At 56.7% G+C, this 16,479-nt stretch carries 14 protein-coding genes; 1 reads left to right on the top strand and 13 read right to left on the bottom strand.

From position 1 onward, the window contains the following. The first annotated feature begins 231 nt into the window (after positions 1–231). On the top strand, positions 232–894 hold the full coding sequence (locus GOV79_RS07440; RefSeq protein WP_170789277.1) for a glutathione S-transferase family protein: 663 nt from the start codon (positions 232–234) through the stop codon (positions 892–894). A gap of 22 nt (positions 895–916) precedes the next feature. Here GOV79_RS07440 and GOV79_RS07435 read toward each other — a convergent pair whose 3' ends face one another. From GOV79_RS07435 to GOV79_RS07375, 13 genes are all read right to left on the bottom strand, one after another. Next, positions 917–2,131: a 4Fe-4S double cluster binding domain-containing protein gene (locus GOV79_RS07435; RefSeq protein WP_170789276.1), complete on the bottom strand. Its 1,215-nt coding sequence runs from the start codon at positions 2,129–2,131 to the stop codon at positions 917–919. Between the two features lie 208 nt (positions 2,132–2,339). Next, positions 2,340–3,806 carry an aldehyde dehydrogenase gene (locus tag GOV79_RS07430; RefSeq protein WP_170789275.1) on the bottom strand — a complete coding sequence of 489 codons (1,467 nt, stop codon included), beginning with the start codon at positions 3,804–3,806 and terminating at the stop codon, positions 2,340–2,342. A 9-nt stretch (positions 3,807–3,815) separates the two neighbouring features. Then, entirely contained in the window at positions 3,816–4,853 is a 1,038-nt protein-coding gene (locus GOV79_RS07425) for an LLM class flavin-dependent oxidoreductase (protein ID WP_170789274.1), read from the bottom strand. Positions 4,854–4,857: 4 nt separating this feature from the next. After that, a complete protein-coding gene (locus GOV79_RS07420) occupies positions 4,858–5,778 on the bottom strand; it encodes a flavin reductase (RefSeq protein ID WP_170789273.1) in 921 nt (306 codons plus the stop codon). Further along, positions 5,775–6,587 (bottom strand): alpha/beta fold hydrolase, encoded by an 813-nt coding sequence (locus GOV79_RS07415; RefSeq protein WP_170771967.1) that lies wholly within the window; start codon positions 6,585–6,587, stop codon positions 5,775–5,777. The genes GOV79_RS07420 and GOV79_RS07415 overlap by 4 nt, the downstream gene beginning before the upstream one ends. Then, positions 6,559–7,161 (bottom strand): amino acid synthesis family protein, encoded by a 603-nt coding sequence (locus GOV79_RS07410; RefSeq protein WP_170789272.1) that lies wholly within the window; start codon positions 7,159–7,161, stop codon positions 6,559–6,561. Before GOV79_RS07410 ends, GOV79_RS07415 begins: the two co-directional genes overlap by 29 nt. Positions 7,162–7,457: 296 nt before the next feature. Beyond that, positions 7,458–7,760: a DUF1330 domain-containing protein gene (locus GOV79_RS07405; protein ID WP_170789271.1), complete on the bottom strand. Its 303-nt coding sequence runs from the start codon at positions 7,758–7,760 to the stop codon at positions 7,458–7,460. After that, entirely contained in the window at positions 7,757–8,443 is a 687-nt protein-coding gene (locus GOV79_RS07400) for a GntR family transcriptional regulator (protein ID WP_170771973.1), read from the bottom strand. The genes GOV79_RS07405 and GOV79_RS07400 overlap by 4 nt, the downstream gene beginning before the upstream one ends. Positions 8,444–8,564: 121 nt before the next feature. Then, positions 8,565–9,692 carry a trypsin-like serine peptidase gene (locus GOV79_RS07395; protein WP_170789270.1) on the bottom strand — a complete coding sequence of 376 codons (1,128 nt, stop codon included), beginning with the start codon at positions 9,690–9,692 and terminating at the stop codon, positions 8,565–8,567. Beyond that, on the bottom strand, positions 9,692–10,849 hold the full coding sequence (locus GOV79_RS07390) for a trypsin-like serine peptidase (RefSeq protein ID WP_170789269.1): 1,158 nt from the start codon (positions 10,847–10,849) through the stop codon (positions 9,692–9,694). The genes GOV79_RS07395 and GOV79_RS07390 overlap by 1 nt, the downstream gene beginning before the upstream one ends. Then, positions 10,849–13,134 (bottom strand): S8 family serine peptidase, encoded by a 2,286-nt coding sequence (locus GOV79_RS07385; protein ID WP_170789268.1) that lies wholly within the window; start codon positions 13,132–13,134, stop codon positions 10,849–10,851. Before GOV79_RS07385 ends, GOV79_RS07390 begins: the two co-directional genes overlap by 1 nt. A 48-nt stretch (positions 13,135–13,182) precedes the next feature. Beyond that, positions 13,183–14,958 carry a di-heme-cytochrome C peroxidase gene (locus tag GOV79_RS07380; RefSeq protein ID WP_170789267.1) on the bottom strand — a complete coding sequence of 592 codons (1,776 nt, stop codon included), beginning with the start codon at positions 14,956–14,958 and terminating at the stop codon, positions 13,183–13,185. 212 nt (positions 14,959–15,170) lie between these two features. Beyond that, on the bottom strand, positions 15,171–16,331 hold the full coding sequence (locus GOV79_RS07375) for a helix-turn-helix transcriptional regulator (RefSeq protein ID WP_170789266.1): 1,161 nt from the start codon (positions 16,329–16,331) through the stop codon (positions 15,171–15,173). Positions 16,332–16,479 lie beyond the last annotated feature (148 nt).

The raw sequence follows: 16,479 nt of genomic DNA, 5'->3' as shown, positions 1-16,479 counted from the left end.
TTCTACTTTGGATGCAGAAATGATAGGGCAATATGTGGAATAAGGCCTTTTTTAACGCAACTTCGCGACGTTCTCTTACGGCTTGCGTTGCTCGAATCCCAGCTTGATACTCCGCTCCCGGCTATCCGTGTTATTGCCCAAAGGTATGTTCTAAAGCCCACAAACCGTTGATCGCCAGACATATTGCCAAGATGCTCCGCGGCGGGTTAGCCATACGCATCGGAGGACATCATGACAGATCGCGCGTGCTATTTCATAAGCGGAAGCCCGCCTTGTTGGAGCATTATGCTCGCTCTGGCTGTCAAAGGATTGTCTTACGACGCGCGACGCCTGAGCAACTCGGCAGGTGAGCAGAAGAGTGCGGAGTTTCTAGCGATCAATCCCCGTGGAAATGTTCCCGTGCTTGTGGATGGCGACGTAACGGTGCGAGAGACCAACGCGATTTTGGCCTATCTGGATGCGGCCTATCCAGAGCCGCCACTGTTCGGAACCGACAAGGTGCAGACTGCGGAAATATGGCAGACCGTCTGTGAAGCCGGAGATCGCCTCAGAGCGCCGATTGGCAATTTGGTCCGGCCAATTTTCCGCAAACGTTCAGCGGAAAAGGCCGACGAGATCATGACGGCAATCGAGCCTGTGTATCAGGAACTGTCAGCTCTGGAGGCGAACCTTGCCAATCGGCATTTCGTCTGCGGGTCCGATATTTCGGCCGCCGATTTAATCGTCTTTCCGGCCGTGATGCAGCTTTTGCGCGGGGCTAACTATGATGGCGCTGATGGGCTGGATCTTCAGGTGCTGCCCCTGGACGAACACTATCCGAACCTTGCTGACTGGGCGCGGCGAATAGAGGCTATTCCTGGGTACGAAGCGGCCTATCCACCTCACTGGCGATAAGATTGCGCAAACCGCGTTGCCGTCATGCGCCGTCCCACCAATCCTTGGGCTTCAGGCGTTTGGCTCGGTTGCTGCGTTTGTCCAGCCACAAGGCCAGTTTGCGCCAGCGGCCAAGTGCAAGTTTTCGCCAAAGCCGGTCGGTCAATTTGTCAAAGTCGCGATTGAATGGGCAGACGCGCATACAAATCGCGCAATCGCTTTGCAGTTTGGCCCAATACTGGAAACAGGCTTTGGCGTCCGATGTCCATTTGCGCACACCTTGGATGGCTGATGCCTCGGATGCCGCGCTGACTTCGGGTGGGCCATAGGGCAGGGCCTTTGCCGGACAGGCATCAGCGCATTCGGTGCAAATGTCGCAAAACGCCCGAACCCCCAGCGGGCGCGGAGCGTCATGGCTCAAAGGCAGGTTGGTGAAAATCTTGGAGAACCGCAACCGAGGGCCAAATTCCGGGGTGATGACCATTTGGTTGCGGGCGTATTCGCCCAGCCCGGCTTTGATTGCATAGGGAATGACCAGCCCGGTATCATTCATTGAGGGTACCGCCTGATATCCCAAATTGCGGATATAGGCAGCCAACTGTATGACGATTGCGGCCTCGTGGCTGTATTCGCGCCCAGTGGCTGCTCCGGCCAAAGCCGAAGGATAGGTTGCCACCAGTTCCTGATCCATTTTGTGGCCCAATACGATCACGCTGGTCAGCCCCACGGGCAACGTATTTTCGGCGTCCGAGAAATCCCGCGTGTCCACGCGACTGGAATAGATCCAACGGTCATCGAAATCGGTAAGCCCAACCAGATCTGCGCCAAAGAACCGGGCAATACGCTTGATCTCTGCCGCCATGGCCATTGGATTATCGATCTCAACCTTGGTTTCGGCGACGGGCGTGTCTTCCGAGATCGGTGCCTGAAAGCCTTCACGCCGCCCCTGATCAGCCGAGCGATTGCTGATGATATCGGAGATAAGCCAACTGGCATTGCGAAGGGCAAAATCCTTTTGCCGAAACCCGTCGCCGTTGCGATAGTTTGCCTTCATTCGGTAGCTTTGAAAGAAGCCATCCGTATGTTTCGACCGCACCGTATCGTCCCAGAATGCGCGGGTGAACATATCGTTGCGCTGTTTGAAGGGCTCGAAATCTTCTGTGGTTTCGATACCTGCGGCAGCGTCACTTTCGGCATATATGTCACGCCATCGCTGGCGATCCTCTTCGGTTGTCCTGCGGTTGCTGGGCCAAGCCATGCTGGCGCTCCAATTCTGCTTGGTTGTGCCGTCGGGGTTGAAATCCAACATTCCAATCAGGGTTTACTGTGAACGCCCCTCAAAAAGCATTCAATCCCAATGAGGAATTTTCAACAGCGTTAAGGCTGGCGCCTCTTTGTCGTCCTGGTCAGGCTTTTCATGGTTTTATGCACAAACTCGCAGCTGTCGGGCACGCGAATTGCCGCAGCTACCGCATCACAAACGGGTCCGGGATCGGGTCATCGCTGGTGCGCAGCCACACTGCTTTGGTTTTGGTGTATTCAAGCGCTGCCTCAACGCCTCCCTCGCGCCCGTGCCCTGACAAGCCAAAGCCACCAAACGGCACAATCGGGCTGACGGCGCGATAGGTGTTTACCCAGACGATGCCCGCACGAATGCCCCGCATCATGCGGTGCGCGCGGGTCAGGTCGCGGGTGAACAGGCCCGAGGCTAGACCGAACTGCGTGTCATTGGCGATGGCCAGCGCCTCGGCCTCGGTCTCAAAACTGAGGACCGACAGAACAGGGCCAAAGAATTCATTGGTCACGCAGGGCGCATCGGGCGCGTCGGTGCAATCCAGAATGGTCGGGGGGAAGAAATACCCCGCACCCTCGGGCACCTGCCCGCCAATGACTAGTCGCGCGCCCTGCGCAACGGACCGGTCAATCAGGTCAAGAGCCCGGTCGCGCTGACGCAGGGTGCACAGCGGTCCAACCTCGGTCGCCATGTCCTGAGGTGATCCGATCACCACATTTCCGGCCTTTTCTTTCAAGCGTGCCAGAAATTCGTCCTTGATCGAACGTTGGATCACAAGGCGCGATCCGGCCACGCAGCTTTGCCCGGTGGCCGCGAAAATCCCCGACACCTGCGCATTCACGGCGCTGTCGAGATCGGCATCTTCAAACACGATGAACGGAGATTTTCCGCCCAGTTCCAGCGAGGTTGAGGCCAGATTGTTGGCAGAATTGCGCACGATATGGCGCGCGGTTTCGGGGCCGCCTGTAAAGGCCACATGGGCCACTTTCGGATGGCTGGTCAGGACCGATCCGCAATCAGGCCCGAATCCGGTGATGATGTTCAGAACGCCCTTGGGAAAACCCGCCTGATCGAAGATTCGAGCAAATTCCAGCATCGGCGCGGGGCCTTCCTCGCTGGCTTTCAGCACGACCGTGCACCCCGCCGCCAAAGCCGGGCCGATCTTGACCGCCGACAGGAACAGTTGCGAGTTCCAGGGAACCACCGCCGCCACGACGCCCACAGGCTCACGCCGCAACCAGACCTGCATGTCCGGCTTGTCGATGGGCAGAAAAGCCCCTTCGATCTTGTCAGCCAGACCGGCGTAGTAGCGGTAGTATTCGGCCACATAGGCGATCTGGGCGGACGTCTCGCGAATGATCTTACCGGTATCGCGGGTCTCAAACTCGGCCAGACGCGGTGCATTTTCCGCGATCAAATCCGACAAACGCAGCAAAAGCTTGCCCCGCTGCGTTGCAGTCATATTGGTCCATTCGGGATCCAAAAATGCCCGCTCAGCAGCATTAACGGCCCGGTTCACATCTTCGGCGCGGGCCTCGGGCATCAAGGCCCAGGGCTGGCCGGTTGCCGGGTCCTTGCTTTCGAACTGTGCGGCTCCGTCCGAGAAAGCACCGTCGATATACTGCTGAAACTGTTGCATATTCTGTCCTTACTGAAAGGCTGGCATCACATCCGAGATGAACCGTTCAAGCGAGGCTTTCTTGCGCTCGAACGGCATTGAGCTGTCGATCCAGAAAGAATACTCGTCATATCCTAGGGCCTCGTATTTCTTCAGCCGTTCCACCAGCTCTTTGGCGGTTCCGATGGCCAAATCGCGCTGAATCGCTTCCGGCGTATAGAACGGATGTGCGGCGATGTCGTCGTCTGACAGCGGATCGATCAGACCCTGATTAATCTCGCGCTTGTTCATGAACCAGGCGCCGAAATAGTTGTAGAACCGGTTTAACTCGACTGCGGCCTGTTTCGCATCGTCCGCGTCGCTGGCAACGTAGGTGTGCAGCAGCAGCATGATGCTGGGGCGCGGCTGATCAGGGAATTTGGCGCAGGCGTCGTTGAACTTGCCCATCAGTGATTCAATCTCGGGGTCTCCATTCCACAGCGGCGTCACCTGCACATTGCAACCGTTTGACACGGCGAATTCATGGCTGTTGGGGTCGCGCGCGGCGATCCAGATCGGCGGACCGTCTTTCTGCACCGGCTGCGGGGCAGAGGTGGTTTTCGGAAACTGCCAGAATTCGCCGTCATGCGCATAGTCCCCGGCCCAGAGCTTTTTGATCGCCGGAACCTGTTCGCGCATGCGCAGGCCAGCCTCCCACGCGTCCATACCGGGCATCATGCGTTCATATTCGAACGAGTAAGCCCCGCGCGCGATGCCCAGTTCCAGCCGGCCATCGGTGATCAGATCGGTCATCGCGGCCTCACCGGCCAGACGGATCGGATGCCAGAAGGGTGCGATAATTGTGCCCGTGCCCAGACGCACATTCTTGGTCTTGTTGGCCAGGTCCACCAGATTGATGAAGGGGTTCGGGGCGATAGTGAAGTTCATCCCATGATGTTCACCCGTCCAAACCGAGTTGAACCCGGCCTCATCCGCGATCTGACACAGCTGAACGAACTCATCATACAGCTGTTTTTGATCATCCTTCGGATCGATGCGCTCCATATGTGCAAAAAGCGAAAACTTCATTGTGTCACTCTTTTTCAGATGAGATCGGGCGGATTTTGCCGCAGACCTGATTGCCAAAATAGACCCCGAAATTGCCCATGCGGTTTTCCTGAGCGAACCGCTCCAACATGGTGCACATCGCGGCATCGGCAATGTCCATCAGAGTGGTTTGAGTCAGTTCGGTAAAGGTGCCTTGGGTGGGTTCCCCCTCGACCGCCTGGCACAAGAACGAGATGTGCTGTTGTTCGCGCGCTTCGTCTTCGTAGACGGAATAGATAAACCCCGGCTCGGCGCGGACACCGCATTGCTCGATCAGACGACTCAGGGCGGCTGAGGCCCCGTTCTTTCCGGTCTTGGTTTCGGGCAACGTCAGACGACCCTGATCATTTCCGATCAGCAGTACCTTGCCCTCACGCTCGATCAGGGCCGAGACGATCAGGTTTGTACTCTGGCTCAGCGCTTCGGCTTCGGCGGCCGGGGTGACATAGGCGCCACGGGCATAGCCCAGCCCCGGTGCGGTCGAGGTGTCAAAGGCTTCGACCTTGCCGATCAGGATCAGGTGATCCCCGGCCTCGACCGTTTTGAAAGTCGAGCAGTCAAACCAGGCCGAGACGCCAACGAACACGGGCGACCCCACAGGACCGGGGTGCCAGTCCACGGCGGCAAAGCGATCTTCGACCGGGCGGGCAAAGGTGTTGGACACATCCTTTTGCGATTCCGACAGGATGTTGACGGCAAAGCCCTTGGAATTGGCAAACGCCTCATAGTTCCGCGAGCTGTTGGCCAGACAGACCGACACCAGTGCCGGATCCAGCGACACCGAGCTGAACGAGTTCGCGGTAAAGCCCAGCGGGTTGCCGTCTTCATCATGGGTCGTCACAACCGTGACGCCGGTCATGAATGCCCCAAACGCGTTCCTCAGCGCGCGTGGATCAAAACTCGTCATGCGGTTTCCCTTTCGTCCATCGGGGTCTGCAACCAGTCGGCCAGTATCGCATTGACCTGTTCGGGCGCTGTCAGATTGACCATGTGGCGCTCACCTTCGATGGTGGCGGCGCGCCCCAGCGGAGCTGCATCTGCCATGGCCTGCGCCATTTCAGGCGTCGAATTTGGGTCCAGCGCGCCGGTTAGCGCCAGCAATGGGCAAGGGATTTTGGCAAACCCGTCCGCATATTCCTCATCCCCATCCGCAAAGGCCCCATAGGCATCAGCGTAGCCCTTAAGGTTCACCGAAGACAGCCAACCAGCCACTTTGGCGCTGGCGACCTGTTCAGCCGGGGCGTCACCGAACCACCGTTTTAGCGGCGTTTCCAGATCAAAACTGCCCTTGCGGATCTCAAGCGCGCGGGCTGTTACTGCATCTCGGGCAGCCTGCGTGCGGCGAAAAACGCCATTCAGCAAAGCAACACGCGCCACCCTCTGCGGGTGAGTTACGGCATACCCGCCCGAGATCAGAGCGCCCATCGAGTGCCCGGCCAAACAGACCGGCCCCAAATCCAGAGCGGCGACAACCGCGTGCAACCAAGCCACATAGTCGGGTAACTTTGGCGTGCCGCCCAACGCGTCGCTGCCCCCATGTCCCGGCATATCCAGCGCCATGACATGGTATTGCGTCGAGAACGCCTCAATCTGCGGCTGCCATGCAGCCGACTGCATGCCCACGCCATGAATCAAGACCAGCGGGGCACCTCGCCCCGCCTCGCAATAGGTAACGCGCCCGAAAGGCTTAGACAGCCGCAGGGTTGTCAACGTCATGGCCCAATTCCTTGAGGTCCTGATAGCGGTCACCGATACGGTGATGCGGACGTCCACCAATCGATGCCCCAAGAGCAACTACGATCTCATCCGGCGCGGGCGCATCGGCGACTGAAAGCTGAATGGTCAGGTAGTGGCTGCGTCTGCCGCCGTCATTCTTGTCCATCAGCGGGATTTGCAGCGGCGCGCTCGCGGGACCACGGGTGTTGGTGAAGGCCAGATAGGACTTCGCGCCCACTGCTTCACGATAGTGGTTGCCGAACCGCAGCGTGTGGATCAGGGCCGAGGCATGCTCGACCTCGCCATTCACGCCGACGATGGCGGATTTACCATAACCTTCGACCTTGTCGCCGCCGCCGGATGCATCCAGGATCATCCTGGTTAGCAACTCGCCCAGCCCTGGTGCGCAATCATGAATCGCAGGGCGCAGGTCTTCGACAAAGCCCTGACCGGCCCAGGGGTTCCTGATCACTGCAATCGCCGCGATCATCTTCAGCGGGGTCTCGGTGGTTTTGCCACCTTCGATCAGCGTCTCTTCGACATGCAGCAGTGTTTTTCGAATTTCAGCAGGCATTGCTGTGGCTCCATCGCAGGTCGCGGTTTTATAAGGTAAGATGGTATACCATCGACCAAGATGTCAATCCTGAAAACACCTTGGCCGGGCGTCTCCGCGGCGTGTGAAAAGTCAGGTTATGAAGTTTGGAAAGCGGAATAAGGTTAGATACCGCTCAGTATAACGGCGAGACATTGATGAGTTTGGAGTTTTATGGACTTGAACCATGCGGCGACGCGTCTTGATTCCAAACTCGCCCCGATACGCCTGCGGCGAATACAAGGTGTTCGAGCCTTCATGGCGCTTGGCCAGGCAACTCAGCCGCCGTTCAACCCCTCGATCAGAGCGATATCCGCCTGACAAGCATGGGCCCGTTTTTCGCGTGCAAGGCGATATTCTGGCGAATTGTAGCAAGCCCGAGCCTGTTCAACGCTGTCAAATTCGATAATGACGCGCCGTTGCCAGTCTTGGCCCTCTAGCGTTTCCGCCGCGCCCCGTGCCAAAAACCGGCCGCCGTATTTTTCAAAGGCTTCCGGTGCAAGCGCTTGATAGTCGGAATAGGCCTCAGCGTTTGACACGGTGACATTGGCGATCCAATAGCCTTTTGGCCGATCTGTCATTGCCCATTATCCTGCGATGCAAACACACGTTCCGCGACCGAAGTCGCCTCGTCCAGATGATGCTGAATGGCAAGTCGCGCTGCGGCGGGATCGCCTGATACGACCGCGGAAAAAATGTCTTCCATATAAGAAATGCCGGGTCGGGTACGGTCAGCCGAGGTCAGCGTCAACATACGAAGCCGGCTGATGCGACCGTTCAAACGTTGCACGACTTCCCAGGCAATGTGATGTCCTGCGCCATGAAAGACCACTTGGTAGAAATCCGAAGTTGCCCGGAACAAAGCCCCCCGCGTCTTGCCCTTGGATTCCTTTTGCAATCGCTTCAGCGCAGCCCCCAGCTTGCGGGTGATGTCTTCGTCGATATTGCGCGCGCATTGCTCGGCCGCAGCCGTTTCAAGCAGGCGACGAATATCATAAATCTGACGGGCGTCATCCCAGCTCATGGAGGCGACAATAGGCCCGTGACCGGGCAAGATCTCAACCAGCCCTTCGGCTTCAAGATAGCGGATCGTTTCCCGAATGACTGTCCGGCTCACTCCAAGCTGTTCGCATAGCGGGCGTTCGACTAGCCGCTCGCCCGGTTGAAACACACCTTCGACAATGGCCTCGCGCATCCTGTCTTGCACCATATCGCGCAGAGTGGCGGGCTGGTGATCAATTTTTGCGAGCTTGGCTGTTGTCATGGGCCGAATGTCTATTCACCGGTCTCAAATATGACAAGTTAGAAATGATGGACCGTATGATGGTGTTCCATCGGCAACTCGCAAATCAACAGGTCACAAGAGTGGCTTTGAAAAGGGATCGTCAGCAATTTCCGATCTTGCGTTGGCAGGCTACGGATAGCAGGTCCAGAAATTCATCGTTGAGTTGCGAGCTCGCCTGAATCATTTTTCCCTGTTCTGCAAAACCAAAGGAAGTCACTCCTACGATGCGGTTTGGGCTGGCGAAAAGAGCTCCAACCTGGCCTGTCGCCTGTACACCGAAATTCTCATACCAGGCAGCGCCGGAAGACGCATTGCGCATGTCTGACCCATAGAATGAAACACCTTCCTGACCGTCGGCATGCCATGCGCTATCGACCTGATGCATGATCTCACCGCTGTCATGGTTCTGCGGGTAGCCTACTTGTTTAGTGTGATTGGGCGAAAGCGCGAAAGTACGAAACCCCGCCCATCCCACGATGTCACCGATCCGCATCATCCGTCCGTTGACGTTCTGATCGGCTACTTCGATGATTGCGAAATCGGCGCTGTTGGGAAATTTTCGACGGGATCCTGACCAGCTTTGGGTTGTGCCAACCCAGGTCCAATACCATTCACCATAGGGCGCGTGGCCTTCGTGATACGCAGGTACGAATTTGAAATTCTTGTAGAACCCCGAGCTTTTATTGCGCCCGAAATGCACACAATGCCCTGCGGTCAAGAGCAGTCTCGGGCGTAGAACCGCTGCTGAACAGACCTCATTCTTGCCGTCGAATTTGGTGAAGTACAACTTACCGTTCAATCTGTAGGGATAGTGAAACCTGGCATCCATCGGGACAAGACGAGAACTAGAGAAAAACGCACCGTCCGAGGCAATGCCCGCGGCTTCCTCTTGCACGGACGCAACCGATTTCGGGTCTGCGATATTGACATCCTGCGGAGCGATCTGATCGGTCTCGCCAGTGAACCGTCCATCGAGCAACTGAGACGCTTCTCTCGGATGCGGCTCTGCCAGCAGAAGATCCTCATAGTTGGCTTGCGGGACAGGCAATCCGGCGTTCACTGCGTCAGACAGAGCCTGCCGTGTCCAGTGATCGACCATCGCTTGCTGATCTGCGTTGGGGTTTTCTTTGGTGACGGGTTGCGCCACCGTTGGGCCGGGAAAGGCAATCCATACTGCGACAAGCACAAGCGACAGCAATACGTCGGTTGGAGTGTTTGGTCTAGGCATCAACAGGCCTCTGCGCTTGCTGTCGTGGTCTGCCCGGTTACGCCAGTGGACAGGTCGAGCAAATGGGGAAGTGTCGCAAGGTTCAGGCAATTTGTGACCTCGGGGTTAGTGTGGCCCGCGCGGTGTTGGCCAACGACTTCTCCGGCCAGATTGAAAACGGGGGCACCTGACGATCCTCGCAGTGTATCGCAAGTGTGGCCGTAGGCGTTGGGATGTGCCTGAGTGCGCATATCTTCCTGGCGAACGCAGTCGACGATTGAAAGCTTCTGGGGAAGCCCTCCGGGGTGTTGCGGCACAAACAGTGGGTCTCCTTCTTGCGGTGAATCGGGCGTGAAACTGGCAATTTTGTAGGTCGCATGCGGCTCGGGATGAACTCGCAGAATGGTCGTATCCGCCTGGGTGGGGGCGGCACTGTCGACGATTTCAAGACATCGGACCTTTTGGCCAGTAATGGGTAGGCCAAATTCGTTTTTGTGATAGTCAAACCAGATCTGAGTGGTTTCGCAAAAGTCCGTTTCATCTGAAATGCAATGACTTGAGGTCTGCACCAAATCAGGACCTATCCGGAACGCCGTGCAATAGGTTTCCGTCCGGTCTTTGATAACCGACAGGCGCGCGACGGAGCTAGCGCTTTCGGTAACAAGATCGCTGTCGGCGCCGGTATAGCTGTTCGTTTCGATCAGATCGCTGGTTCCGTAAAGGGATTCCAGCTCCAAGTCCTCAAAGGGAAATGCAATTTGGTCGATCTCGAAAGCCAACCCTGTCAGGGCGTCACAACCAAATACCGATACCTCTGCGGCAATGCTTGAGATTGAAAGGGTCCAGATATCAGAGCGACCCGCCAAAACGGCCCGATCCAGCGTTTCGACGACATTGCCCGATGTGTCTGCGATTTCGATGTGAAACGCGTCGTTTTCGGGCAAAACCAAATTGTTCAGATGGACCCTCATTTCGGGTTGCTTGATGTTGCCCGGAAGTACGGGCGCGTCCACGCGAAAGTTCCACACCAACCCTGTGCAGGTCAGCCCGTCTTGATCAGGCGGAAAGGCGAGTGGTGTCGAGATGTCTTCAACTATGCTGCCTACATAAGGTTGGGCGGCGACTTCGTAGCCCAGAACGCCCAGGACAGCTGCTATGAAGGCGACTCGCACTCTCATCAGTCCATCTGAGAAATATAGTCTACGACTTGTGATAATTGAAACTCTGCCACACTACCTGGCTTGACGCTGTCGGCGCAATCCTCGGACGCCCGGTCGACTCGCATCCGCAAGAAATGTTGCTTTCCTTGCGCAGACAGGTACGAGGCGACCATTCGTGTAAAATTGCGTCCGTCGCGAAAGAAAAACACGCCCTTGTTTTCGTCGGCATTCCAGTGGATGCGGCGCATGTCGAATTTCGGAACATATCTCCACGGGCCTTGGTCGTTGGGGACGATATCGAAACTGCCCTCTTGCGGCGTTCCGTCAAGGACACGGACAAGCGTGATGAATTCGCCCGCAACCTTGCAGTTGTCGGCCATGTGCAACCAGTCCTTGTCAATGCGCAATGCAGCGGTGGCGTCCAAGGCACCGCCGTTGATTTTGTCGATGGAATCCATCGACATACGCGCTGTATAGGTCAGCCGTTGGCGGACCTGGATCGGGTTCGCGCCTGAGATTTTCTTCAAAAGCGCGGCGGCTGCCGTCACTTGCGGTGCCGCTTGCGAGGTTCCCGACAGCGGCCCGAATCCATCCACACCAACGGTCGACAGGATATCCCGAGCCGGCGCACCGATGTCAAAAACAGAAGCCCCGTAGTTTGTTCGAAACTGTGTTGGGTCGCTTAGATTGTGGAGCAACTTCAGATTGTCCTGATCCGCTTCCAATCCAACCACGCCGATGATGTTCTCGACGTGACTGGCATAGCAAGCTGGCGGGCTTAGACAGGGCGGCAGCTCGTCTGGTTGTCCGAACGAGACCGGTGGCGCTGTGAACAGGTTTCCGCCCTTGCCGGCGGCGACAACGAACAGAATGCTGGGGTGCCATTTCTTGATCGCTTCCCCAATCTTATCTGCGCGCCATATGTTCCTAAGGTTGTAGGAAAAGCTCAGATTGATGACGCTGACGTTTAGGGATCCGGCACTGTCGATTGCATCGGCCAATTGGCGTGCCTTGGCTTCGTCGATGAGCACGCCATCGGTTTCACTGAACGGTATGAGAAGATAAGAAAGGTCCTCAAACCCACCCAGCAGCCCACTTATGCCCCGTTGGTTTTGGGGTGCTGCAATGATGCCTAGGACATGAGTTCCGTGGTCAATGCCCTGCACCTGCCCGGCCAGTCGCATGGTATCGCACCCGACGGCTGTGTCAGTTGATGCCGCATCATCGTCTGCTTCTCCGGAGGCTTGCGTTGGAACGAATTCGTTGTCGACCAGAACCTTGGCATTGATATCAAGATCGCAATGGCGATGTTCCGGTGTCTGATCCATCACACCGATAACAAGGCCGTCCAGGTTTTTGTCGGACAAATCCGGGCAGCTACCGTGCAGCTGCGTGTTGCAGAAATGATCAAACAGTTTTTGGCTGTGCTCAGATAGCGGCTCACGCTGGTAGCCGCTCAGGGCGTGGACGTTTGAATCCGACGTTGTGCTTTGGGATTCGATTGAGAAGGTACCGACAATGCCCGCCCCAATTCCAGCATCCAGTTTCAGAAAAGAGGGGTCGCGGAAATCGTAGGGCAGGCTGTTCTGAGACTTGATTGACTGGTAGTCGGGTAACGGGTCTTCGCTCAGCTCAATACGTGCGTTCAACTCTGGTATCAGTTTCAGAGCGCGCCCCTGACCTTCGGCGTCGCGGGTGGCCACCACGACTTCGCGCAGGCGACCTTTGACATTCCAACCAGGTATATCGGGCTGGTAGTCATTGACGCAATAATCTGCACTCAGGCACCGGTTTTGGACGTTTAATCCCCTGATCTCGACTCGAGCGTCATTTTCGGCCGGGGCAGGGGTCGAAACCTGCACGATTTCAACATCGGGAATCCAGACAAGATCGTTCTTCCCGACTGTCCAGTTCTGACCGACGCCTACTATTCCGGCTACATGCGCACCGTGGTCGGTTATCTGTGCCTGGGCAACTGGCGCCGTGGTCAGATTGCAACCTGATCCGTTGACCGCGCAAAGCATCGCGGCTACCGGCTCAGTCATCGGTCCGACCCAAGCACCCTGATCCCGCATCACGTCTTCAAGACGCTTATGGTCCCCCATGGGGACCAACTTGAAGCGAAGCCGGCCCGTGTTGAACAGATTCAGATAAAGGTCTTCCTGCGCGCGCTGAGCTTCAACTCCGGTTGCCGCTGGTGCAGTCCAGAAGACTTCTTGGTCTTGCATCTCGGCCAGAGCACAGGTCGCTACTGCGCTTAGAACAAGTCCCAATGAACACGCGCGAGTTATTCTATGCAACATGCCATCTCTCCCTTGATCTTGGTCAGGATCGTGGAGCTTCATGGGCACCTACAGCCCTTTGAGATATTCCACGATAGCCCAACGTTCGTCGTCGGTCAGATCAGAATTGTTGTAATCGTGACCGGCGTTTGAATTTCCCGGAATAATATTTCCGGCGGAATCGCGCACGCGATACACCCAGGGTGCATTTTGCACATCACTGACATAGCCTACCTTAACGGGATCGAACTCGCGAGAGCCGATACCGAATTCTTCCGGGCGTACTGGACCGGCGACGGTCACCTCTTCACCGACGTTGCGGGCCACGGCAGGCAAAAGCAAATCATAAAGTGTGGGAACCGATCCGTTGTGCAGATAGGGGGCAGTGGCCCAAATCCCGTTGAGAGGGCGCGCCTTGTAAGCCAGTAGCTGGTGATCAGTGTTCAGACATTCCTTTGCCTGGGCTCGTTTTTCCTCGTCCGCAACACCGGGCAAGATTGGACTGTCACCCGTGCCGCTGAAACCGACCCGCCCATCCTCTGGTTCAACCTGCGAAAATACCGCATCGGCCAGTTCACCCAGCTTGCCGACAATGGCCCCGCTGGCGGCATTGGTCAGCATCTTGTGGATCGCGTCCGTTTCTTCGATCCACTCGCCCTTCAGAGGAATGCTGCGTTGCCCGGCAGTGTTCCCTGCGTCGGTTGTGCGAAGATAGGTATTGCAAGCTAGGAAAACATCTGTCCCCGCCTCATCAAGGCCAAACATCTCGATCTGCGCGGACGATTCCAGATCTGTGGGATCGAGATGCGCATGACAACCCCTACAATTAGCCTCGAACAGGTCTTTGCCCCTTGCCGCCAAGGGCGCATCAATCTCACCAAGCACGTCCTGGGGCCAAACGGGGGATGTCATCTGCGACAACAGGCGTTCCAATCCAACCATGTTGCGCACGCGCACGCTGCTGTCATAGCCGCGTATCGCCCAGCCGTCATCGGCCTCAATATGAGCAAACACGCCAATAACCTCGGAAACGTTCCTGACAAGTGCTGTCAGCTCGGTGTCACGTCCCCAAACCTGGATCGGCTCACTGGCTTCGGCAATTCCATTCCATTGCAACTTGGCTTGCTGATGTGTGTTCCAGATAAACGGATAGCTGGCCGGTGCATCGGCAGAGAACGCATTTGACGGCGTCTCTGCGCCGATGACCATCGACACTTTTGTCAGGATGTGACCCTGGGCATCCAAACGGCCGGGCCCGGCTGTGACATCGGAATGATTGATGTCGTGTAGCGCCGCCATCCAGTCGATTTGTTCCTGCAACTGAGTTGCCAGACCGGCTTTGGTCTGGTCATTCACCGGGCCGTGCAGCACCAAGCGCGCGAATTCATGCATCCGATCTGGGTCGGCAATCGTCGCTTCAAGCGCGCTCTGCGTGCTGTTGACCAGATCGTCGAACCGCGCCAGCGTGGGCGCGCCTTCAACGCGAACGCGCTGCCCGTCAAAGGTGATTTCCGTCGTGTGACAGGCCGAACAGTTCATTCCAACCCAAGGTGCGCGCATTGTGCCAGCGCTACACATTGTTGGAAAACGGTCGCACATCAGGTCGGCATCTTCAGATGAGTCATGGTCCACGGCAAAGCCGACTGGCAATCCATACGGGTTGTCCTGCGAATACGGGTTGGGGAGGTACCCGAATGCGCCAAGGCTTTCCGAGCTGTACAGTTCATCTTCGCCACTTGCCGACTTTAGCGCCAAGGCCCAGTCCAGCGGCAACAGGCGAGATCCCTGCGATGTCGTGTACCACCATTGGCGGCGCTCATCACTCCAGCCCTGATCAAGGCACATCGCATCCCCTTGTGAGCACGATGTTGCGATTTTCGGCAGAGTTGATTGTGACCAGGTCGGAGAAGCCAGAGAAGTAGCAACCGTTACACTCACAGCGGTTAGTATTGGTCCCTGAAAATAATTAACTAGTGAAATAGACATGGTAATTGCTCCTCCAACCTAGTCCAATTCATTTGGCCGCTAATTTCTATCGGGCGCATCGCCCAAATGGGTTAACGGCTGGTCAAAAATTGCCCGCCAATACTGGAAACGCGCCGTATAAGCTGTGTTCTGTTAGAGCAACTCGTCTTAGACAGGAGCGTCTTAACCTGTGCATTGACGGTGTCAGTAGAACGGTCTCGGCGTTCAGCGATCTGGCGGTTTGTCATGCCCTCAGCCAGAAGCGTAACCAAAGCGCTTTCCGACGGGGTCAGCTTAAGTACTTTGCCGATCATCTCTTGGTTGAGTTCCAAGCCGCTGCTTGTATCGAGACTGCAAACCATGAATGTATTTTCAATAGGCTCGCCAAGAACACGATCCGACGCAAGCGGCACGATCTCAACCGCCAGAACAGGTCCGGTTTCATCTTCGGCAGCCAAGGCTTCTTTCCGGGGTCGGGCACCAAATCGGCCATGTTTTCCTGCGGAACGGGTCATGCGACGAAACCAGTCGCCGTGTTTTTCGGCCTGGGGTTCCAACCGGCCTTCGGGCGTCACGCGGAATAGCCGGACCTCTTCCAGCTGGCGCCGAAACTCCTGATTGTGGACCAGCACCGTTCCATTCGCGCGTACCAGACAAATCCCGATCCTCAACTGGTCGATTGCGTCAACCAGAACCTGAGACCTCAACCTTAATTGTCGAACGGGTCGCGCCAATTCGCAGGCCTTTGCCATATGGGGCAGAAGGGTTGATAAAATTGCTCTGTCCGATTGTCCCAATGGGCCGTGGCGGCGCGAAAACTGGACGGAAAACCGATCGCGCATCGGTTGGTCACGGCTGAGCAACGCGCCGCCACGATGCATGATGCCGAATTCGGCCATTGCCTGAGCATTGGGACGGCGGGCGACGGCCTCGGGCGTTTCGGCCAATACTTCCTCACCAATGACGTCTATATGGTCACCCATCGAGGAATGACGAGCAAAAAGCCGTTGGTCTTCAATTTCCCATTTGGCGAATGCCTCGGCATAGCCCGCGACTGCCGCCGGATCATATCGCGACGACATGAAAGGGGCGACAAGCTGTTGTTTCCCATAAGGATCTTCGACGAGGTCGAACATGATGCAGCCGCGTGCGTCCACCGCCTCAGCCACCCGGTCCAACACGTCCTGCCAGCCCTCGGGGGCGACAACGGTGTCGTAGATGGCTTGTATCAGGTCACTCTGTAAGGATGTCATGCCAGATAACCTAACTCATAGAACAGTTTTGTCGCAACAATGCACCAGTGGCCAGAATGGCCTTAATCTTCACTTAGATCAGAAACTTGGCCTCTTTGTGTCCGGCGCTGTGCAATGACGCATGGGCTACCTTCCGACATGCAGCTTG

It is taken from the genome of Ruegeria lacuscaerulensis (assembly GCF_013034745.1).
Classification (GTDB): Bacteria; Pseudomonadota; Alphaproteobacteria; order Rhodobacterales; family Rhodobacteraceae; genus Ruegeria; species Ruegeria lacuscaerulensis_B.
The sequence above is the reverse complement of the archived record's forward strand: the minus strand, read 5'-3'. Positions and strand labels throughout refer to the sequence as shown.